The organism is Acinetobacter sp. BD54 (genome assembly GCF_044778325.1).
GTDB classification, from domain to species: domain Bacteria; phylum Pseudomonadota; class Gammaproteobacteria; order Pseudomonadales; family Moraxellaceae; genus Acinetobacter; species Acinetobacter baumannii.
Genome location: NZ_JANJEP010000007.1, coordinates 62,034 through 82,490, shown reverse-complemented (window position 1 = coordinate 82,490; position 20,457 = coordinate 62,034). Strand labels below are relative to the sequence as shown.

Annotated in this window: 19 protein-coding genes; 7 read left to right on the top strand and 12 right to left on the bottom strand. The window is 37.1% G+C overall.

Annotated elements, in window-relative coordinates:
• Positions 1 to 128 precede the first annotated feature (128 nt).
• Positions 129 to 1,220: a M48 family metallopeptidase gene (locus NQ782_RS12750; protein WP_057094729.1), complete on the bottom strand. Its 1,092-nt coding sequence runs from the start codon at positions 1,218 to 1,220 to the stop codon at positions 129 to 131.
• 20 nt (positions 1,221 to 1,240) lie between these two features.
• Entirely contained in the window at positions 1,241 to 2,329 is a 1,089-nt protein-coding gene (locus tag NQ782_RS12745; RefSeq protein WP_001153946.1) for a YjgN family protein, read from the bottom strand.
• An 842-nt stretch (positions 2,330 to 3,171) separates the two neighbouring features.
• On the opposite strand from NQ782_RS12745, the gene NQ782_RS12740 reads away from it, so the two are divergent.
• On the top strand, positions 3,172 to 4,050 hold the full coding sequence (locus NQ782_RS12740) for a MetQ/NlpA family ABC transporter substrate-binding protein (RefSeq protein ID WP_000732871.1): 879 nt from the start codon (positions 3,172 to 3,174) through the stop codon (positions 4,048 to 4,050).
• Between the two features lie 790 nt (positions 4,051 to 4,840).
• Entirely contained in the window at positions 4,841 to 5,392 is a 552-nt protein-coding gene (locus tag NQ782_RS12735) for a TetR/AcrR family transcriptional regulator (protein ID WP_057094615.1), read from the top strand.
• Positions 5,393 to 5,523: 131 nt separating this feature from the next.
• On the opposite strand, the gene NQ782_RS12730 is transcribed toward NQ782_RS12735, so the two are convergent.
• Positions 5,524 to 5,994, bottom strand: coding sequence for a hypothetical protein (locus NQ782_RS12730; RefSeq protein WP_000735014.1), 471 nt, complete (start codon positions 5,992 to 5,994; stop codon positions 5,524 to 5,526).
• A 299-nt stretch (positions 5,995 to 6,293) separates the two neighbouring features.
• Between NQ782_RS12730 and NQ782_RS12725 the strand changes: the two genes are divergently transcribed.
• The 3 genes from NQ782_RS12725 to NQ782_RS12715 are packed head-to-tail and all read left to right on the top strand — an operon-like array spanning position 6,294 to position 8,025.
• On the top strand, positions 6,294 to 6,965 hold the full coding sequence (locus NQ782_RS12725) for a CsgG/HfaB family protein (RefSeq protein ID WP_000721906.1): 672 nt from the start codon (positions 6,294 to 6,296) through the stop codon (positions 6,963 to 6,965).
• A 17-nt stretch (positions 6,966 to 6,982) separates the two neighbouring features.
• Positions 6,983 to 7,351, top strand: a complete 369-nt coding sequence (locus tag NQ782_RS12720; RefSeq protein WP_000721818.1) for a DUF4810 domain-containing protein — start codon at positions 6,983 to 6,985, stop codon at positions 7,349 to 7,351.
• Positions 7,348 to 8,025: a GNA1162 family protein gene (locus NQ782_RS12715; RefSeq protein WP_000592254.1), complete on the top strand. Its 678-nt coding sequence runs from the start codon at positions 7,348 to 7,350 to the stop codon at positions 8,023 to 8,025. The genes NQ782_RS12720 and NQ782_RS12715 overlap by 4 nt, the downstream gene beginning before the upstream one ends.
• 143 nt (positions 8,026 to 8,168) lie before the next feature.
• Here the strand turns inward: NQ782_RS12715 and NQ782_RS12710 are convergent, their stop codons facing one another.
• The 9 genes from NQ782_RS12710 to NQ782_RS12670 form a co-directional block, all read right to left on the bottom strand.
• Positions 8,169 to 8,528, bottom strand: coding sequence for a hypothetical protein (locus NQ782_RS12710; protein ID WP_000416092.1), 360 nt, complete (start codon positions 8,526 to 8,528; stop codon positions 8,169 to 8,171).
• 381 nt (positions 8,529 to 8,909) lie between these two features.
• Positions 8,910 to 10,268 carry an amino acid permease gene (locus NQ782_RS12705; RefSeq protein ID WP_077670407.1) on the bottom strand — a complete coding sequence of 453 codons (1,359 nt, stop codon included), beginning with the start codon at positions 10,266 to 10,268 and terminating at the stop codon, positions 8,910 to 8,912.
• A 144-nt stretch (positions 10,269 to 10,412) separates the two neighbouring features.
• Positions 10,413 to 11,858, bottom strand: coding sequence for an FAD-binding oxidoreductase (locus tag NQ782_RS12700; protein WP_086230992.1), 1,446 nt, complete (start codon positions 11,856 to 11,858; stop codon positions 10,413 to 10,415).
• Positions 11,859 to 11,877: 19 nt separating this feature from the next.
• Entirely contained in the window at positions 11,878 to 13,209 is a 1,332-nt protein-coding gene (locus NQ782_RS12695) for an APC family permease (RefSeq protein WP_057094070.1), read from the bottom strand.
• A 194-nt stretch (positions 13,210 to 13,403) separates the two neighbouring features.
• A complete protein-coding gene (locus tag NQ782_RS12690) occupies positions 13,404 to 14,111 on the bottom strand; it encodes a cache domain-containing protein (protein ID WP_000191917.1) in 708 nt (235 codons plus the stop codon).
• A gap of 65 nt (positions 14,112 to 14,176) precedes the next feature.
• Positions 14,177 to 14,896 carry a FadR/GntR family transcriptional regulator gene (locus NQ782_RS12685; protein WP_001277431.1) on the bottom strand — a complete coding sequence of 240 codons (720 nt, stop codon included), beginning with the start codon at positions 14,894 to 14,896 and terminating at the stop codon, positions 14,177 to 14,179.
• Between the two features lie 59 nt (positions 14,897 to 14,955).
• Positions 14,956 to 15,726 (bottom strand): nuclear transport factor 2 family protein, encoded by a 771-nt coding sequence (locus tag NQ782_RS12680; RefSeq protein ID WP_001041177.1) that lies wholly within the window; start codon positions 15,724 to 15,726, stop codon positions 14,956 to 14,958.
• A gap of 28 nt (positions 15,727 to 15,754) precedes the next feature.
• Positions 15,755 to 17,185 (bottom strand): gamma-aminobutyraldehyde dehydrogenase, encoded by a 1,431-nt coding sequence (locus NQ782_RS12675; protein WP_001140777.1) that lies wholly within the window; start codon positions 17,183 to 17,185, stop codon positions 15,755 to 15,757.
• Positions 17,186 to 17,503: 318 nt separating this feature from the next.
• On the bottom strand, positions 17,504 to 17,926 hold the full coding sequence (locus NQ782_RS12670; RefSeq protein WP_002001056.1) for an Lrp/AsnC family transcriptional regulator: 423 nt from the start codon (positions 17,924 to 17,926) through the stop codon (positions 17,504 to 17,506).
• Positions 17,927 to 18,061: 135 nt separating this feature from the next.
• Here NQ782_RS12670 and NQ782_RS12665 point away from each other — a divergent pair, with 135 nt between their 5' ends.
• The gene (locus tag NQ782_RS12665) at positions 18,062 to 19,297 is read left to right on the top strand and encodes an aspartate aminotransferase family protein (RefSeq protein ID WP_086267444.1); all 1,236 of its coding nucleotides are present in this window, start codon (positions 18,062 to 18,064) and stop codon (positions 19,295 to 19,297) included.
• Positions 19,294 to 20,388: an arginine N-succinyltransferase gene (gene astA, locus NQ782_RS12660; RefSeq protein WP_057093181.1), complete on the top strand. Its 1,095-nt coding sequence runs from the start codon at positions 19,294 to 19,296 to the stop codon at positions 20,386 to 20,388. The genes NQ782_RS12665 and astA overlap by 4 nt, the downstream gene beginning before the upstream one ends.
• Positions 20,389 to 20,457 lie beyond the last annotated feature (69 nt).

The window sequence follows — 20,457 nt, the reverse complement described above, 5'->3', positions numbered from 1 at the left end:
TTTATATCTATTATTTTACCCCTCATCCTCCCCTATATAAAAATTTAGATTGAGTTGGGCAGAATTAGACTCCAGTTTAATTTTATATTTCATAATTTCTTAAGGTTGAATACTAATTTTTCTAGTATTTAATATTTAGCGTGTTGTTTTTTCTCAAAATCATGAACCATTCGAATACGTTCTTCAGTTACAGGATGAGAAGATAAAGCATCAACAACAGCTATAGATAGCTTATTATCTGAAGATTCTTTTTGAGAGGTTGGTGAGGTGGACTGACTTGCTTTATTTAGATCTTCTTCTGTTTTATCGTTTAAACGTTGTAAGAAATTTGCAAAGTGTGAGACTTCTATATTTTTCCTATCCATCAGCTGTAATGCATATAGATCGGCTTCGGACTCAAATTTACGTGAGTAATTTGCACCAAGCATAGCAGCAGGTAACGACGTAAATAAATCTGAATTATCACCTGTCATCGCAATGTATAATACACTTAGTCCTAAACTAGTTAATCCTTGTTGTAAACTATGGCGATAAACTAAATGTCCTTGTTCATGGGCTAATACACCCAATATTTCTTGATTATTATGGGCTATTTGAATCAGTTCATCTGTAATGATAATTGTATTATTGGGTAGTGCTACAGCATTTGCCCCTAATCGATTACCTTTACGGAACACTAGTTTGGCTGGTTTGTTTTCAGCAACAGTATTCAAATATTGTTTAGTAATTTGGTCTTTTTGAGTTTGAGCTAATTGGCTAGGTGCAGTCCAATTATTTAATACATAATTCTCGGCTTCATCTCCTAGTTTCTTTAAACTATTCTCTGGTAATTTAAAAGCAACATAATGGGAAGTGGCGGGAACTCCCCATTTTACTAAACTGATTCCGAAAGTAATCACAAAAATTAAACTAAAAAAAATAAGACTTGGAGAACGTTCAAATTTCCAGATCGAATGTTGAATCTTTTTAGTTGAATAATTAAACCATTCAGGTAATGCACCATGAAATTCAATTCGTGCATCATCGTCTAATTCAATTACTGGATGTAACTGTCCCAGAGCACCAATCAATTTCATATCAGTGTATTGATAATGACGCTGTTGTTCTAATTGCTCACCATATCGAATCAGAACTTCAGTTTCAGATTGAGCTGAAATCTGAGCACGGTATGGTTTAGACACTATGCCATCATAGAAAATGATATCTACTGCTTGGGACATAAATTATTAAACTCAGATTATTATAGGGAGATATCAATATCAAAAATATCACTGATTTCTTCAGCTAAAGCACTTTGTTCTTGCTGAGCTAGATTCATCATTTTATCTGGATCATCTAGCAAGATTAAGCTCATTGATTCAACCTGATATTTGTGAATGCGAACAGCGGCCCAAGCAGACATTAAACCTAGGGTTAAGATTTTTACCACCCAGTTTGATGCTACAATCCATGCAAAACGCCATTGATTACAGTCTGTTTTAAATTGACTGTTTCCAACTGTAGTATTGTTCCATGTAGTAATGAAAAGACGCGCAGCAATTAATGGATAAATAAATAATCCAATAATGGCATACATCATAAATATCCCAAAGATTACAGAATTCGATGAGAACCCGGAAAGTGTTCCTAAAATACTAAAATAAATAATTGAAAAGATAGCAATGATGCCAAGAGCAATAAAAATGGGTACATAAACTGCAGCCATATATGCAGTCCAGTTCGCGTTTAATTTAAAATTTAATTGTCCAGCATATAGGTGATTAAGATAATATTTTTTATATAGCCAAATAGCTACAGGCGTAAAAATTCCTAATGTAAAGATATATACCAATATACTTAAAAGGAAAATTTTATAAGATTCTTTTATAGTGCCACCAAAATAAAAGCGTGCGTTACCATACTTACTATTTCTTGCAGTAAAACGTAAAGTAGCGCGAATTAGCCAAGGCACAGCCATATATAACACAACTATTCCAACTATAGTTGCAATCATTGAATACTGTGATGAAATTGAAAATGCTACGTAAATTCCTAATGCAATTAAACGCCCAATCAAAATCTTGGTTGGAATACCAGTAAAATCAAAACGACGTTCAAAAAACTCTGTATTTCCATAGAAATAACGTAAACGACGAACTTTAGCCCAAGGCGCATATAAGCTTAAAGTAATAATAGTTAAAAGAATATTAACGATCCAAATTCCAAAATATTCTGAGGCATTACCGTGAAATTTAAAATGATGAATACCTGAGTGTGAAATTGGTGGACGTGTAATACTTTGATCCTCATTTAAATCTTGAGGGAATGATGGCAAAGCTTGGTCTTGCATTTTATTCTCTTTCTTGAAAATATATGATCATGAATGAATGTAATAGATAATTAGAAAACTATTGAGGAATATTATATATTTTTTATAAATTGAAATAAATAGGATAAAAAGCAAACAATAATTTATTATGGCCTTTCACTGAGTTGTGTGGAACAAAAAATTATTGCAAGAAATTTACATAATAGTTTTGAAGAGATATTGATGCATTATTATATTTTTAAATTTAGTAGTAACACTAATTTGAACTGGAACTTTTTTACATCATTTATTTCATACTATTCACCTTCTTTGGAGCTAATAGAATATATCTTTATAAAATTTATTTTTATTAAAAACTTAAATAATAAAAATAATTTATATAAATAGCTTATATTACTAATGAGAAATTTTGTCACTTACGCCAAATTCAAAAGTCTTTGTGAAACCGAAGATTTTTTAAGCCAAGGATAAAAATTACAACTTCATTTAGCTTAAATCTTGCTAATAAATGCCGAAAATTTCATATAAATCAATCGCGTATATATTTTAGCCAAAATTAATATCTTTATATAATATATTTTGTGTTTTCAATATCTTAGCAATAAGAGGCCTATATATCAGAATCGAACAAGTTATTTGTAGAATATTCATTTATTGATATATGATGAGGCCATATTTAGAAACTGATTCAAAACATAATTCTATTGTTCAGCGAGCAAGTTCAAGGAAGGAATGATGCTGAATTCAGTTTTCTAAACCCTATATCTGGAAATTATATCCAGCCAAATATTGCATTTCGACCCAATGGTTGGAAATGTCTCTCTCTGATTTAGAGTAGGCGTTTCCTATTTTAGGATATATTTATGAAAAAATTATTTAGCGTACTGTTCAGTGCCTCTGTACTGACACTGACTGCATGTAATAAGCAACCTGCACAAACTGAAAATACAGCAGCAGCCAAAGATAAAACTGAGTCGGTTCGTACAATTAAATTGGTTTCAACAGGTTCTGATACGGACGTATGGAAATACGTGGCAACACTTCCTGAAACTGCTCAAGCGGGTATTAAACTCGAAGTAACCAATTTGACTGACTATGTTGTGCTCAATACGTCTGTAGCAAGTGGCGAACAAGATGTAAATGCGTTCCAGTCATTCAACTATTTGGCAGCTTATAATGCTTCAAATAAAGCTAAAGTTGCTGCTGTTGCGACAACTTACTTGGAACCAATGGGTATTTATGCAAATAAAGTTAAAACCGTTGATGAGTTCCCGCAAGGCGCTACCATTGCAATTCCAAACGATACTGCTAACGAAGCTCGTGCATTAACATTATTGCAGTCTGCTAAATTAATTAAACTTAAACCAGGTTTTGACCCTGTAAAAGGGACAGTGAATGATATCGCTGAAAACCCTAAAAACTTACAATTAAAACCTATTCAAATGACAACCGCAGTTCGCGTTAAAAACGATGTGGATGCGATTGTACTCGGTAATACATTGGCACTTGAGGGCGGCCTCAATGTAATGAAAGACGCAATCTTCCGTGAGCCAATCGATCAGTCTACTAAGCTTTATGTCAACTTATTGGGTGTTGCTGAAGCGAACAAAAATGACCCGATCTATACGAAGCTTGGTGAACTTTACCACTTACCTAAAGTTCAAAAGTTTGTAAGTGAAAAATTTGGCGGCACAAAAGTTGAAGTGAACAAACCTGTTTCTGAATTTGCAGACATCAAATAAGTAATTTTTTAATTAAAATTATTTTTTAAAGCTAAGTCGCGGTTATCGTGGCTTAGCTTTATTTTATTTGGAAGAATGCCATTTTCTTCCTCCGTATATGTATCTAGAAATTTTTCACCCAACACTATTTAAATGCATTAACGCTTTCTATAGGAATTCCTCTTTAATAGGAGGATCGAAGATTAAGTCTTAATTATCTAGTGTTCATTCTCTTTATAAACCCTACTTTAACAATAACTTGTTAATTATTTATCCTTACTTTTTAATGATCTAATTTAAATCAAATGTCATTTTGTGTGCTTGACTACAAGAGGGTGGAATACTATTCTTCGCATGCTGGCCACATTGCCAGTCGGTTTTAGCAGACCGTTCCGAAAAGCATTAAAAGAGCAATCTTTTAGTGACGAACCCTCGTGCCCCCTCTACGGCGGAACGGGAGGGGGACACCTTCGGGTGTGCTGGGTTTTTTCGGCCAGTCTGCTAACCCCCTTTCGTTCTGCCACCATAATTTAAATGTTTTGGCAGAACTCCCAATAAAAAGGAGTTGGCTTTGCACATCCATTATTTCTTGGCACTCATTGCCATAAGCTATAACGACACAACTTAAAAATTTAAAGCAGCTTGATAGCCTGTAGGGTTTTCATGCTTTAAGTCATTACGGCTCAAAAAACTTGTATTAACTATAAAACTTGAGATGTGCCAAGCACAGTCTTTATGGCTTTGCTGTGCCTTTTTTTCTCCCAAAAAAGTATCTCATTTAGAAACAACAAGAATTTATAACGGTAAAACTATGCCAAATTTAGAAACCTCTTCCAAAAAATTACACGTTATTCGTACGGCTATAAACTTATTTACCACCTATGGATTTTACACCACGGGTGTAGACCTGATTGTTAAAAAATCCGAAATTCCGAAAGCTACGCTCTATAACTACTTTCACTCAAAAGAAGGTCTAATTGAAATGTGTATCGCCTTTCAAAAGAGCCTGCTGAAAGAAGAAGTACTCGCGATTATTTACTCAAACCGTTACTGCACGCCAACTGATAAGCTCAAAGAAATTGTGGTTCTACATGTTAACTCTAACAGTCTGTATCATTTGCTACTTAAAGCTTTTTTTGAAATTAAAGGGTCATATCCTCAGGCTTACCGTATGGCAATCGAGTATAGAAAGTGGCTAATTCGAGAACTTTTTGACCTAATTTTTAGTTTGGAAACTCGTGCTTTAAAACCTGATGCCGATATGGTTTTAAACCTAATAGATGGTTTGATGTTTGGGTTTTTAAGTACCAATAGTTTGAGTAAAAGGGATGAGGTGTTGGAGCGGTTTTTTAAAATAACTTGATGAATAGTGCTTTGGAACAAGATGCTTTTGAAAAGGTAGTTCAAAAGCATCTTGCTCACTTAGTTTATATGGATCTGATATTTTAAGATAAACAGGATTATTGGCTCTTATTTTCAGAGTTTGATTTTGACTTATTGAGACTCATCTAAATCACGTTCGCGGCATGATAATTCATAATAATTACCTTTTGGCAGAGAACTAATTTTAAACCCATAGTAAGTGCTATCGGTTTCTATCGGAGCGATATTACATTGATTCTTTTTTGCAAATTTTTCAATTAATTTTAAATTAGTGGTTTGCTTAAATACAGCTCCCCAACCTTCACTCACACAACAACCCACATATTCAGACATATATTCATCTGAAATAAGCACAACGTTTTGTCCCATAAATTCATAAGGTTTTTTGAGTTTGTATATATCGTTATAGTCTGCTCTTGAAATATTAGGTTTTTTGGCTAGGAAACCTTTTTGTTTAAGAATTTGAAACTTTAAAAAATCTTCAGGACCAGTACCAAGTCCCCGATAAATCGAGCTATTGTCCTCTGCAAAACTATATGAGCTGAAAATGCTAATTAAGCTTAAAAGTAATAATTTTTTCATTTGTAATTTCAGAAGCTGTATTAAGGCATAATTGTTTCATATCTTCTTTGATGCGTAAAGTAAGTAGCTGATTTTTATATTATAGATAGATTTTTCTATACCACGGCAAACTATAATTAATTTACTAATAATAGGTTTCATATAATTAACTATCTATAGAAGAAATTTTTTGCTTCTTTAAAAATTATTTAAACGAATTAAGTAAATTTTTTATTAGAGTCCTAATTTATTCGCTTATTGGATAGTCTTTTTGTATATAATATGTATTCTTTATATTTATTTATCTTTATAGAGTAAACATGAAAAAAATATTAATCATTACTATGGCGAGTTCTTTCGGTTTAATTGCTTGTTCAACTACTGAAACTTCAAGAACGATTCAAAGTCCACAAGTCACTGCTGCTACTGCTACAACAAAATATACCGGAGTAAAAACTCCTATTTCTATTGGTAAGTTTGATAATCGCTCTAGTTATATGAGAGGTGTTTTCTCTGATAATGTCGATCGTTTAGGTGGGCAGGCGAAAACTATTCTTGAAACACATTTACAGCAAACTGGCTATTTTTCAGTTTTAAACCGTGACAATCTATCAGAAATTAAACAAGAAGTAGGTTATAGCAATACTGCTCAATCTATTAAAGGTGCTCGCTACGTTATTACTGGTGATGTCTCTGAATTTGGTCGTAAAGAAGTAGGCGATCAACAGTTATTTGGTATTTTAGGACGCGGTAAACAACAAGTTGCTTATGCCAAAGTTAATTTAAATATTGTTGATGTAAAAACATCAGAAGTTGTGCATTCGGTACAAGGTGCTGGTGAATATGTATTAGGTGCACGTGAAGTTTTAGGCTTTGGTACTACAGCTTCTTACGATTCTACGTTAAATGGTAAAGTACTCGACTTAGCTGTTCGTGAAGCAGTAAATAATCTTGTGACAGATATTCAAAATAACCGTTGGTCAATTCAATAATTTTGGATATGTGTTAGATGAAAAAAATTCTTTTTAGCAGTTTTCTTGCGATGAGTTTGGTGGGTTGTGCCGCTGGTCCTCAACCTTTATACAATTGGGGAACTTATACTCATCAAACCTATTTGATGTATAACGCACCTGAAAAAGCAACGCCAAATACGCAGATCACAAAATTAGAAGCAGAGATTGAAAAAACCAAAGGTAAGGGCCTAGCTGTACCACCGGGGTTATATGCTCATTTAGGATTATTGTATTTACAAGAAAATAATTCTCAAAAAGCAATCGAGTATTTCCAACTTGAACGTCAAGTATATCCAGAATCTACCGTTTTAATGGATCGCTTATTGCAAAAAATGAATGCGAATGGTGGGAATGCAAAATCATGATTAAGAAACTTCTCATTGCCAGCTTGGTCATTTCTAGCCTTGCATTTACAGGATGTGCAGTTACTGCACCACCTAATAAAGATATTACGGCCTATAAAGCCCATATGCCAAAGTCAATTTTGGTATTGCCACCAGTCAATGATTCACCTGATGTAAAAGCGACCTATAGTTATTGGCCTACCGTGGTGGCACCTGTAGCAGAAGCTGGCTATTATGTTTTTCCAATCTCTGTTGTAGACAACATGTTTAAAGAGAATGGCGTTACTAATGGCAACGATGCTCAGTCTATTTCACCTCAGAAATTACAAGAAATTTTTGGCGCAGATGCTGCTCTCTATATTCGAATTAAAGAATATGGCTCTAAATATCAAGTCATTCAAAGTGTTGCTACAGTAAGTGCAGATGCAAAACTTGTTGATTTGAAAACGGGAGATGTGATTTGGACAGGTGAGAAAAAACTTGTTCAAGCGAGTAGTGATGGTAATGCGGGTTTAATAGGGATGGTCGTTGGGGCTTTAGTTGAACAGATTGCTGGCAGCTTTAATGATAGAGCTTATCCATTAGCAAGTATGGTCAATACTCAACTGTTTACCCCGACTAATTATAATCCAGGTATGGGGTTATTATACGGACCACGTTCACCTAAATTTCAACAAGATGGCGTAGCTAAGTAAATTAAACTCAAGCTAGTTTCTTAATTTCTTAAATAAGTTGCTTCATATATTTGCTATGTGGAGCACTTCTATAAAAACTTTGAACTAAGCAGAATAGACAGTTAAGAAACTGATTTTATCTGCTTAATTCAATTGAAATCATATTATTTCTTCTGTTTAAAACGGTATTTACATTTCAAGCAGCGATAGTCCTGAAATATATTTTTATCAATCATTACACCTGCTTTTTTACCAAAAATATTACCTACCACACCGCCAGTAATGCCTGCACTGATTGCACCGACAAATGTTCCTACAGTTCCACCAACAATTACACCTAATGGTCCGGCTACAGTACCAATCGCTGCCCCTACAGTAGCACCAGTTGCGGCACCGCCTACAGTACCTGCCGTAGTGCCTGCAGCTGTTAATAAAACACCGCCAGTGGTTTTAAGTAATTTGTCATGATCACGTGTTTCAATTTCTGTAGAACCACATTTCGGACATTGCAGTGTTTTTTCCATAAAATTTTCCTGTCTTTCATCATTGAGCGACGCAGTAAATAGCGCGAAATCTATAAGTGGGTAAAGCACTGGGTTAGATGAAGTGTCTTTTTCCTAGAAGGGCATCGCAACAATATACTTTGTCAGCCTCGATTTTAGCTGAACATAAGCACAAATAATTATAGATCATGTAAACACTTGTATTTTAATCATGATCTGTTGAGTATGACCTAATTTCTTGTTTTAGAATGAATAAAGAATACATAAAATATCTCAGAATTAATTATTGTGAATTAAATTAGAAATAGGCATATGACATGATTGGTTTGTTCTGAAGGAAAATCATTTGTAAAGGCTAAAATAGCAAAGGCTTATTCTGTTTAAATAAGCCTTGTTTGAAGGTTAGAGTGATTTTTTCCAACTCAAAATTGTATATAGCCCAAACATAAAGGCGATCCAGATTGGAATGATAATTACTGACTTTTCAAAGCCTTGAGTCCACATGATATATAAAATCATGCCAATAAAAGTCAAAACGATATAGTTACTCAAAGGAGAAAATAGTGCAGGAAATTTGGCAACTTTATTTTCAAGCTTCATCGAACGTTTAAATTTTAAATGGGTAAAACTAATAATTGCCCAGTTTAAAACCAAAGCTGCTACAGCCATGTACATAAGATAGCTTAAAGCTTCTTCTGGTATGAAATAGTTAAGTAATACACACCCAAAAATCAAAATAGAAGAAAAGATAACCGCGGATGTAGGTACACCTTGTTTGCTTACTTTTGCAAAAACTTTAGGTGCGTTGCCTTGAACTGCTAGCCCGTACAACATACGGCTATTGGCATACATCCCACTGTTATAAACAGAAAGGGCAGCAGTTAAAATAATAAAGTTAAGTAAATGTGCCGCCCAACCAATGCCCAGTTGGCTAAAAATCATGACAAATGGACTCTTATCTAAACCGCCGAGGTCCAGTTGATTCCATGGAATAAGCGACATAATAATTGCCAGCGAAGCCACGTAAAAAACCAAAATTCGGAAAATAACTTGGTTAATGGCTTGTGGAATACTTTTTTCAGGATTTTCAGCTTCAGCTGCTGTCATTCCAATGAGTTCAATACCACCAAAGGCAAACATTAAAAAGGCGAGCATATAAAACAGGCCCGAGAACCCATGAGGGAAAAATCCGCCATGCTGCCATAGGTTTGAAAAGCTAGCGATAGAGTCATTACCTGCGGTAAGCAGTAAATATAAACCAAATACAATCATTGAAATGACCGCAGCAACCTTAATAATAGCTAACCAAAATTCAGATTCGCCATAAAATTTAACATTGCCCAAGTTCAAGCAAGTGACCAGTACAAAGAAAAATAAAACTGAAACCCAAGCAGGTATATGAGGCCACCAATAATGTACATATTTAGCCACGGCGGTAAGCTCGGTCATGGCAACCAAAATGTACACTACCCAATAATTCCAGCCCGATAAAAAACCGGGAAATCTTCCCCAGTATTTTTGTGCAAAGTAACTAAAAGAGCCGACCACAGGTTCCTCTACAATCATTTCACCCATTTGGCGCATGATTAAAAATGCAACCAAACCGACAATGGCATAACCCAAAATGATTGAAGGACCAGCAGACTGAATGACTTGTGCCGAGCCTAAAAATAGTCCTGTGCCCACAGCACCACCCATAGCGATTAACTGGATGTGACGATTTTTAAGTCCACGTTTTAGTTGGGAAGATGAGTTACTCAAAATACTATGCGCTGAATAAAGAAGCCGGCGTTATTGTAATAGATTGAAAAGGGATAACCTAGTTTGAAAATGAATATTGCTTTGATATAAAAAGATTCGCACAAAACTGTACGAATCTTTTTTAGAAAATGACGTTCTTATAAATTAGAAAGACACCATTTTGCCCGGATTAATCATTGCACCAAGGCCATACATGCTTTTCGCAAGTGGAATAACGACAGGGGCAAGGGTACGGCCAAAAATAATATTTTGATGGTCAATTTTAGATAACATTTCAAAGTCATTCGATTGACCAACAAAGTCATTTGCGATGGCTTTACCAATACGTACTGTCTGCGCTACGCCATGACCGCTCCAGCCGTGAACAGCATAAATAGGGAGCTTGTTGCCAAACTTACGGCTATCGACTGCACCATTAACAGTTAAATCGGTAGTTCCACTCCAGACGAAATCCATCTCTAGATTTTTAATTTGCGGGAATACGGTATGAATTCGATGCTCTAGATAATTTAGAGTTTTCTCTGGTCCCCAACATGTTCCAGTACCTTGTCCACCAAATAATAAGCGATTATTAAAGACAGGGCGGTAGTAATCAATCTGGAACTGAGTGTCATAAACCGGATGTCCAAATGGCAGAAGCTCTTTGGTATCAAGCTCTAGCGGGGCAGTCGTCGCAACATAGGTATAAAACGGAATAGTGGTATTGTTTTGCTCTGATAAAAGTTTAAACGAAGCATGGTGTACTGCCAACACCACAGACTTTTTAGCTTTTACGACTGCATTTGCTGTGTGAACATAAATACCATCTTCTTTTTCTTCTATTGAAATAACTTCTGTTTGCTCATACACAGAGCCGCCGTTTTGGCAAAAGCCATATATTAAGCCACGGTTTAGAGCCAACGGATGGATTTGTCCACCTAACTCATCAATTAAACCACCTGTATAGTAGTCAGACTTAATATAGTCCATGAGTTCGTGTTTACCCACAATACGGGTATGGTCTTCACCTAAGTATTTTCGGGCATCGGCACCTTGTGTTAAGCCAACCAAATGTCCCTCATGAACGGCGGCAGTAATATGGCCGTATTTACGGTCAAAGTTGAGTTGGTATTTTTCCGAGATGTCATCAATCAGTTGCATCGCTTCAGTAGAGGTAAAATGCCATAGCTTTTTGGCATCTTCGTAGCTGAGTCGATCGGCCATTTCTTGAGCTTCCCAACGTGCTAAACCTGGGGTGAGTTGTCCACCATTTCGACCTGAAGCTGCACTACCAATACGATTTTTTTCTAATAAAACCGTATCTACACCTTGTTCAGCTAAATGTAAGGCAGTTGATGAACCTAATAAGCCACCACCAATAACCACCACATCACACTCGATGTCAGCATTTAAACTGTCAAATGTATGCCAATTCGAGAGGGAACTTTCATAGTAGTTTGCTGGGTTATCTACCGAAGTGCCGTTAACCGTGGTTGCGTCAAATTTTGTATGTTTTGGATTTAACCAGCTCCATTCTTTACCCACTTGTAAAGACTGACTTGGTTTGTATTCCACATCTTTTAAAAGTTGAGGTTTAGAAATAATTCTCATGACGAAGTTCCTTAAAAAATTAATAAGCATTACTAATTGCAATACTTTGTTTTTTAATCGTTTTATAAATGAATAGGAGAATGCCTAAAGCTAACCAGAAGCACCCAAAAGTCAGTGAAGACGAGTCGAGATTGAGCCATAAACAAATAATGCTGATGACCGATAACAGCGGTAAAAATAGGTTTAGAAATTTATTTTTAAAACCTGAGCGTTGTTTATCTTTAATATAAAATTTCATAAAAACTGAGAAGTTTACGGCTGTAAACGCAACAAGCGCACCAAAACTGATCAGACTGACAACTTGAGCTAAATCTAAGAAAATAGCCGACATCGAAATAAGCCCGACAAATAAAACCGAGAAAAATGGTGTCCCTAAAGAGCTATGGATGGTTCCAAAATACTTTTTAGGGAAAATATTGTCGGTACCCATTATATACAGTAAACGCGAAGCACTGGCATGTGAGGCAAGGCCAGAGGCGACAGTGTTCATAATTTGTCCGCATAAGAAGATGGACTGAAACAAAGCACCACCGACATAAAGCACAATTTCTGGTAACGCTTCTGAAGGATGGTGAAAACGGGCATTGTTTGGAAAATAAAGCTGAATAAACCAAGCGGCTGTGAAGAAAATAGCTCCGCCAGCAAGTGTAGTTAACATGACTGCACGGGGGATATTTTTGGTGGGTTGTTTGGTTTCATTTGAAAGGGTGGTGACCGCATCAAAACCCAAGAATGAAAAGCATAGAACGGAGGCCCCAGCAACAAGTGGTAACAGTGATTGCTGACCATGCCATAGGGGAGCCAAGGTAAGTACATGTTCGTAACCTTGGGTAGAGCCAATACCCCGGACCACTAAATATACAAAAATGACCATGAGGATAATGGGTGCGAACACAAACACGAGGCTTAAGTTGGCAAGTAACCGAATACGGAAACAGTTGACTAAAGTCACAAGGCCCGCCGATACCAGCACCCAAAACCAATAAGGCATACTCGGAATGAGTGCGGTGAGATAAATTGCAGCCAGTAACACATTGATGAGTGGTAATAACAGATAGTCGAGTAGAGAGCACCAACCGACAAAAAAACCACTTTTGGGTCCTAAGCTTTCGGCAGTATAACTGTAGGCTGAGCCTGATTTTTCCGAATTTTGGCTAAACCTTGCGTAGCTCCAAGCGGTAAGCAACATAGCACCTAAAGCAAGTAAATATGCGAGAGGGACATGACCATTGGTAATTCCGGAAACAATACCGAAAGTATCAAAAACCGTCATGGGGGTCATATAGGCAATACCAATAATTGTCACTTGCCATAGCGATAATTTTTTTAAGGAAGACGCTTTATTTTCCATGTCTTTTCAACCTCAAATTTCGTTGTTTTTGCTTTTCATCCAGAAAGGCGATGCTATTTTTAGGCCAAAACTTCCCCTAGACCTGAATAAACAAGTCTGTTTGAAGAAAGTTTGAACAACAGCTAGGGCTTAAAGTGCTATATCACCTTGGTGGTACACTAAAGCGGGAATAAAAGGCCAATATTCTTTGCTTTTTAGATGACAACCAACTGGAAAGACTGACAGGGTTGCGAGAAAAACTGTTGATCAGTCTTATCTTTAAATAATGTCCCGGTTCTGATGCTAATGTCATTTGAAGTAATGACTCGAGATGAATCATTCATAATGACCGCCTTTTGCTTAATGTTTTTGAGTTTTGGCATAAGTAGTTTTTCAAGGGCCGAAACTAAAATATCGGTCGCAATGACACCGATAAAATGGTCATGAATCATGACAGGGTGAGCAATGGTAATGGTATAGGCACCATTGCAAATATAATCCACATAAGGACCATGTATGCATGGACTTTTATTTTGAGCAGGTTTATGAAACCACTCAAATGAGCGGAAATCTAAAAAGCGCTGCGCATTTTGGTAGTTTTCAAGTTTCGCTTGTTGTAATTGATCTTCTTTTTTATACCACCATTCTAGCGTCCAATAGTCTTGCTCATCTTGAGTTGCCGGACTATAGCTAGCAAAACCCGTACCTTGACTATAATGGCTCTGAGAGAGAGCTTTTTTAATTTCTTTCTGCAAAGCAGCGCGTTCTGAAGTTGAAAGCTTAATATCTGCATTTTTTTCAGAAGCGTGTTTCGACAGAATTTTACTTGCTTTATTTGCGAGTGTTTCCGTAATAGAGGTTGTTTCGTCAACTACCGTCTTTAACAAATTTTGAAGCTCTTCTACATCTAAATGTTGGGTCATTCCTATAACTCCTAAAATTCCATATTCCTAACTTGTGTATTGATAAGCCATCTTATTTCTTATTTTTATTCACTCGATAACTTATATCGAAGCATTTGGTCAGTGAGCATTGAAACTATTTTTCTGGCTTGAATAACAGCTTCATTTTCATTGTTGTCAATAAAAGACGACAAAAGATGGTGATATTGCTTTACAACTTCACGGTGAAAATCATCATCTTGATAAAGCACGGCAATGAGCGGAGCCCATTCAGCCTGAATCGTGAGTTCCTGATTTGCCAGTCTCGAAGATTGGGCAAATGAGGTGAGTGTGAGTAAACAACGTAAATCAAGCTGTGCACGTGTATCTGCTTCAACGGCTTGTTCAAATTGATCAATCAACTCTTTGATTTTGTTAAGTTCGTATTCAGTTGTTCTTTGAGCGGCCAGATAGGCACTATGACTTAAAATTGCACTATGAAACTCGCCTAAATCGGCAAGATACTCATTTGAAGCTTGGCGCAAAGGATGTTGATTTAAAAGTAAATCCGAAGGTAGCTCACAAACAAAACTTCCACCATTTCTTCCGCGACGTGTATCAATTAAACCCTTTACGCGTAAAGTATTTAATGCTTCGCGAACGGTAATTGGCGAAACTCCCATTAAGCGTGCTAAGTCTGCTTCATTAGGAAGTTGTTCATTGCTTTTGAGCAAACCAGAGATAATTGCATTTTCCAAGCGTTCTACAACTTGTTCCGAACGAGTTGCTTGAGCAATAGGTGCAAAAATTATCGTATATGCTGACATGGCGAATTCTCTAAAAGCTAAGTCAAAAGACTTAGCTTAATGAAGCGGATAAATAGTTATTAAAACACGCCATAACCATGGACAGCCTGTTCATCTTCAGGCACAGCAGGTATTGCATCCCAAAGTTCAACAATTTTGCCATTATCTACACGCCATAGTTCAAAATAGGCATGTCGATTTCCGGCAATACTGCCTTCGGAATGTGTCAATACAAATTGACCATCAGCAATGGAGCGATGCGTTTTTGAGTATACCAAACCTTGTCCTTCATTACGGATATTGTTCAAAAAATCAATCACGGCTTTAACGCCATCACCAATATCAGGACTATGTTGAATGAACTGATCGCCGTCGGTATATTCTTTAAAGGCTTCATAATTTCCATCAATTAATGACTTCTTGAAGAAAGACGTCACAATCTCGCGGTTTTTCTCTGGGTCATGGTGAGTTACGATTTCAGTCGGACCATCTAGTTGAGTTCTACCGCTTACATTCGGTGCAGCTTCTGCCACAAGACCATCCCAATGCTCGACAATTTTGCCGTCTTTTACTCGGTAAATATCAAAACCAACTAATGGGTTTTCATCTAAGCCTTGAAAGCGGCCATGAATTGCAACCAAATCACCATCTGCTAGTACACGTACAGCCTCATGTTGCATATCGGGACAATCTTCTACCAATTGACGAAGACCTGAAATACCATTTGCAACGAGTGGTGAGTGCTCTATAAAGTCTTCAGAAAAATAACGGTCTAGAGCAGTGGTGTCATGCAAATTAAAGAGTTCGTGATGGGCTTTAGTCACCAAGTCTTTCATTTCTTGCTTATTCATTTTGATCTCCTTTCAAAACGCATTGTTATTATTCGTTTGAACTCATCACATGTTTAACACGGGTATATTCTTCAAAACCGTAACCAGATAAATCTTTACCATATCCTGACTTTTTGAAGCCGCCGTGTGGCATTTCCGCGGTTAAAGGAATATGGGTATTAATCCAAACTGTACCGAAATCAAGTTCACGTGACAGGCGTGTTGCACGAGCATGGTCTTTGGTCCAAACACTTGAAGCTAGGCCATATTCAACATCGTTGGCTTTTTCAATGGCATCATTTTCATCGGTAAATTTCTGAACGGTAATCACTGGTCCAAAAATTTCATTTTGAATAGCTTCATCATGTTGTTTTAGGCCACTAATAACAGTCGGTTCAAAATAGAAACCTGGGCGGTCTGCTTGTTTGCCACCTGTTTCAACTTTGGCGTGAGCAGGTAAGTTGTCGATAAAAGCTTTAACATTCTTTAATTGATTGGCATTGTTAAGTGGACCATAAAGCGCGTCTTGATCATCTGGATCGCCAAAACGGGTATTTTTTGCAGCTTCAATTAACTTGCTTAAAAATTCATCATGAACAGATTCAGCCACAATCACACGCGTTGCCGCAGTACAGTCTTGCCCTGCGTTGAAATAGCCTGTTAAAGCAATCATTTCAACGGCTTTATCAAGATCGGCATCTTCAAAAACCAGTACAGGTGCTTTACCACCAAGTTCAAGATGAGCTTTTGCTAAATTTGCAGCAGCAGAAGCAGCAACTTGTAATCCGGCACGAACTGAACCGGTAATCGAAACAAGAGCAGGGGTTTTGTGTGATACAACTTTTGAACCGACTTGCGCTTGGCCTAACACCACGTTAAATGCACCTTTCGGAAAAAATGGTGCAGCAATTTCTGCAAGTAAAAGGGTACTTTCAGGAGTGGTGTCACTTGGTTTTAATACGACAGTATTACCCGCTGCCAAAGCAGGAGCAATTTTCCAAACCGCCATCATGAGTGGATAGTTCCAAGGTGTAACTTGGCCGACCACGCCGACTGGTTCGCGGCGAATAGAAGAAGTTAAACCTTCTAAATATTCTCCAGTTGCTGTGCCATCGAGTAAGCGGGCAGCGCCTGCAAAGAAACGAACTTGATCTGCCGATGCACCTACTTCTTCAGATGCAATTAAATGTTTTAACTGACCTGTATTGCGGCTTTGCGCTTCAATTAAACGGTCAGCATTTGCTTCAATGGCATCTGCCAAGTTAAGTAATGCTTTTTGACGAGTCGAAGGTGTACTACGTCCCCAAATTTTAAATGCTTCTTTTGCAGCAGCATAAGCTGCATCAACTTCTGCCTCGGTCGCGTTCGGCGATTGTGCATAGACTTCACCAGTGACTGGGCTTACCAAATCGAAGAAATCATTTCCTTTGCTAGCAACATATTCGCCATTAATGAAGTGTTGTAGTTGAGTTTTAGCCATTTTTATACCTTGTCCTTAGGTTTTAACATATAACATATAATACTATATGTATTATGTTTTAAATTTTCTGTCAAATGCTTTGATGAGGGGAGTGAGTGAAAAAGTGGGAATTTAAATCGAATTAGATTTTAAGTTTTTGATTTTGATTATTTAAAAAAATTAAAAATTTATTGAGGATTGTTAGAATACGTTCATCAAAAGGATGGCGCTTTTAGATTTAACGAGCAGCGATAGAGAAATTTTTGAATGAAAGGGAATGGATGAGCTCAGCCGTATAGTTGGTTCACCCCATGTTTAATTTAAGTTTGAACGCAGTGATTAGGTCTTATGGCTAGCAAGTAAAATACTAGTTTCACTGTTATAAATACCTGAAATATTTCTAATTCTTTCTAATACTTTATCGAAGTTTTCTAAAGTGTCTGAACGTAGCTCAACCAGAATATCCCATTTACCGTTAGTTTTATGTAGACATTCAACCGCACTTTCTAGGCGTAGTTCTTTAATCACAGACTGTGCTTTGGTGCCTTCGACCATAATGCTCATCCATGCACGGATGACATTCCGTTCCGCATTTGGTTTAAAACGAACCGTATATCCGGTAATAATGCCCGAAGATTCAAGATACTCCATTCTCTTTTTAATCGTTGCTCTTGAGACGTGAACTTTTTCGGCTAATTCGGTTACAGACATCCGTGCGTTATCTTTAAGTAAACCTAAAATAATTTGATCAATATTGTCCATAATGTAATTGTCAATTATCAGATTGGTAAAAAATAATTCATTTTTTACTGAATTACAAATTTTGTGAATCAATTTGATTTTGAATAATAAGGTCATCAGTTAACCCGAATAATTCAATTTAATGGACTAGATAAGATGAATAATTTTGCAGTTTCTCGTGGTGACTTTAACGAGTGGATGGTTCCAGTATTTGCACCGGCAAATTTCATTCCGGTACGTGGAGAAGGTTCACGTATCTGGGATCAAGAAAATAAAGAATATATCGATTTTGCAGGCGGGATTGCAGTAAATGCATTAGGTCATGCGCATCCAGTGGCAGTCAATGCGTTAACAGAACAAGCAAAAAAACTTTGGCACGTCGGTAATGGTTATACCAATGAACCCGTACTACGCCTTGCAAAACAACTCACTGAAAATACATTTGCAAACAAGGTTTTCTTCTGTAACTCAGGTGCAGAAGCGAATGAAGCAGCTTTAAAACTTGCGCGTAAAGTTGGGCTAGACAGTGGTATAGCTGGTAAAAGCGGTATCGTTGCATTTAACAATGCTTTCCACGGCCGTACTTTATTTACCGTTTCGGCAGGTGGTCAGCCAAAATATTCACAAGACTTTGCACCACTTCCAAACGGTATTAGCCATGTTGCTTATAATGATTTAGAAGCAGCTAAAGCAGTCATAAATGAACAAACTTGTGCAGTAATTGTAGAGCCTGTACAAGGTGAGGGCGGAGTTATTCCGGCTGATATCGAATTTTTAAAAGGTTTACGTGAACTGTGTGATCAGTTTGGTGCCTTACTTATTTTTGATGAAGTACAAACCGGTGTCGGTCGTACGGGTGCACTTTATGCCTACATGAACTACGGCGTGATTCCAGATGTGTTAACAACTGCAAAAGCATTGGGCGGTGGTTTCCCGGTCGGTGCAATGCTAACAACTGATAAATTTGCTCCGCATTTTTCAGTGGGTACGCACGGTACAACTTATGGCGGTAATCCACTAGCAAGTGCGGTTGCTGGCGCTGTATTCGAGTTTATTAATACGCCTGAAGTGCTTAATGGAGTTAAAGAGCGTCACGACTACTATAAAAACGCTTTAAATCAATTAAATGAAAAATATAAAGTCTTTAAAGCAATTCGTGGCAGTGGTTTATTGCTCGGATGTGTTTTAAAAGACGAGTTTGCTGGTAAAGCAAAAGATATTAATAACCTTGCGGGTGAAGAAGGATTATTGAGTCTGATTGCTGGTCCAAATGTAGTCCGTTTTACACCTTCTTTAATCGTTCCATTTGCTGATATTGATGAAGGTTTAAAACGCTTTGAACGTGCGCTTGCTCGCTTTGTGGAACTTCAAAAGGATGAACAAGCAGCATGATGATTATTCGCTACATCGAACCTAGGGATGTTAATGACCTTTACCTGTTGGCGCAAAAAGCAGGTTTTGGTTTGACATCTTTGCAGCCAAATATGGAAAAGTTGGCTGCACGTATTGAACGGGCGTGTAAGACAGTCGCAGGCGAACTCCCAAAGGCAGATCAGGTTTACTTATTTGTTTTAGAAGATACTGAACTCAACAAAGTTGTCGGGGTTTGCGGAATTGAAGTCGCCCTTGGTTTAAAAGAGCCTTGGTACAACTTCCATGTTGGAACCCAAGTTCATGCTTCAGAACCCTTAAGTGTTTATAACGCTTTACCTACTTTGTATTTGAGTAATGACCATACTAAATGTAGTGAGCTTTGTACTTTATTTTTAGATCCTGACTATCGCTTAAATAAAAATGGCAAATTTTTATCTAAAGTCCGTTTCTTGTTTCTCTCTGCCTTTCGCCAATATTTTGAAGAAACGATTGTTGCCGAAATGCGTGGATACTCTGATGCAAATGGGCAGTCACCATTTTGGAATGCGGTAGGCCATAAGTTTTTTAATATTGAATTTACCAAAGCCGATTATTTGAGTGGAGTGGGGCAAAAGGCTTTTATTGCTGAGTTGATGCCGAGACATCCACTCTATGTTGATATGCTGCCTGATGATGCTAAAGCCGCGATTGGTATTGTTCATCCCAATACTCGACCAGCCTACAATCTCTTGCTTGAAGAAGGACTGCGCTACAAAGGCTATATAGATATTTTTGATGGTGGTGCAACGCTGCAAGCAGATATTGAAAATTTACGAGCAATTAAAGAAAGCCAGATTTTAACTGTACAAGTTGTAGAGTCTATTCCTCTTAGTTCAGGTGATGAACCCTATATTGTGGCCAACGATAACTATGAAAATTATAGAGCCATTCTTGTATTCGGCACACCTTATAAGGAGTCATTACAAATAACAAAAGCACAAGCAAAACAATTAAATGTTGAAAATGGTGGTTTAGTCCGTGTGTTAAGCGTCCATGTTAAACAGGACTCGAACCCACAGATAGTGAACAAACTTAAAGAAACAGAACATTTGCGAATGGCTGTTAATTAAGCAGAAATACTATACATTTCACCAAATTTAAGAAGGAATACTATATTATCGCTAGCGCAAGATGGGTAT

Coding starts and splice junctions, on each gene's coding strand:
- NQ782_RS12750 (WP_057094729.1), bottom strand. CDS start 1,220: ATGTCCCAAGCAGTAGATATCATTTTCTATGATGGCATAGTGTCTAAA.
- NQ782_RS12745 (WP_001153946.1), bottom strand. CDS start 2,329: ATGCAAGACCAAGCTTTGCCATCATTCCCTCAAGATTTAAATGAGGAT.
- NQ782_RS12740 (WP_000732871.1), top strand. CDS start 3,172: ATGAAAAAATTATTTAGCGTACTGTTCAGTGCCTCTGTACTGACACTG.
- NQ782_RS12735 (WP_057094615.1), top strand. CDS start 4,841: ATGCCAAATTTAGAAACCTCTTCCAAAAAATTACACGTTATTCGTACG.
- NQ782_RS12730 (WP_000735014.1), bottom strand. CDS start 5,994: ATGAAAAAATTATTACTTTTAAGCTTAATTAGCATTTTCAGCTCATAT.
- NQ782_RS12725 (WP_000721906.1), top strand. CDS start 6,294: ATGAAAAAAATATTAATCATTACTATGGCGAGTTCTTTCGGTTTAATT.
- NQ782_RS12720 (WP_000721818.1), top strand. CDS start 6,983: ATGAAAAAAATTCTTTTTAGCAGTTTTCTTGCGATGAGTTTGGTGGGT.
- NQ782_RS12715 (WP_000592254.1), top strand. CDS start 7,348: ATGATTAAGAAACTTCTCATTGCCAGCTTGGTCATTTCTAGCCTTGCA.
- NQ782_RS12710 (WP_000416092.1), bottom strand. CDS start 8,528: ATGGAAAAAACACTGCAATGTCCGAAATGTGGTTCTACAGAAATTGAA.
- NQ782_RS12700 (WP_086230992.1), bottom strand. CDS start 11,858: ATGAGAATTATTTCTAAACCTCAACTTTTAAAAGATGTGGAATACAAA.
- NQ782_RS12695 (WP_057094070.1), bottom strand. CDS start 13,209: ATGGAAAATAAAGCGTCTTCCTTAAAAAAATTATCGCTATGGCAAGTG.
- NQ782_RS12690 (WP_000191917.1), bottom strand. CDS start 14,111: ATGACCCAACATTTAGATGTAGAAGAGCTTCAAAATTTGTTAAAGACG.
- NQ782_RS12685 (WP_001277431.1), bottom strand. CDS start 14,896: ATGTCAGCATATACGATAATTTTTGCACCTATTGCTCAAGCAACTCGT.
- NQ782_RS12680 (WP_001041177.1), bottom strand. CDS start 15,726: ATGAATAAGCAAGAAATGAAAGACTTGGTGACTAAAGCCCATCACGAA.
- NQ782_RS12675 (WP_001140777.1), bottom strand. CDS start 17,185: ATGGCTAAAACTCAACTACAACACTTCATTAATGGCGAATATGTTGCT.
- NQ782_RS12670 (WP_002001056.1), bottom strand. CDS start 17,926: ATGGACAATATTGATCAAATTATTTTAGGTTTACTTAAAGATAACGCA.
- NQ782_RS12665 (WP_086267444.1), top strand. CDS start 18,062: ATGAATAATTTTGCAGTTTCTCGTGGTGACTTTAACGAGTGGATGGTT.
- astA (WP_057093181.1), top strand. CDS start 19,294: ATGATGATTATTCGCTACATCGAACCTAGGGATGTTAATGACCTTTAC.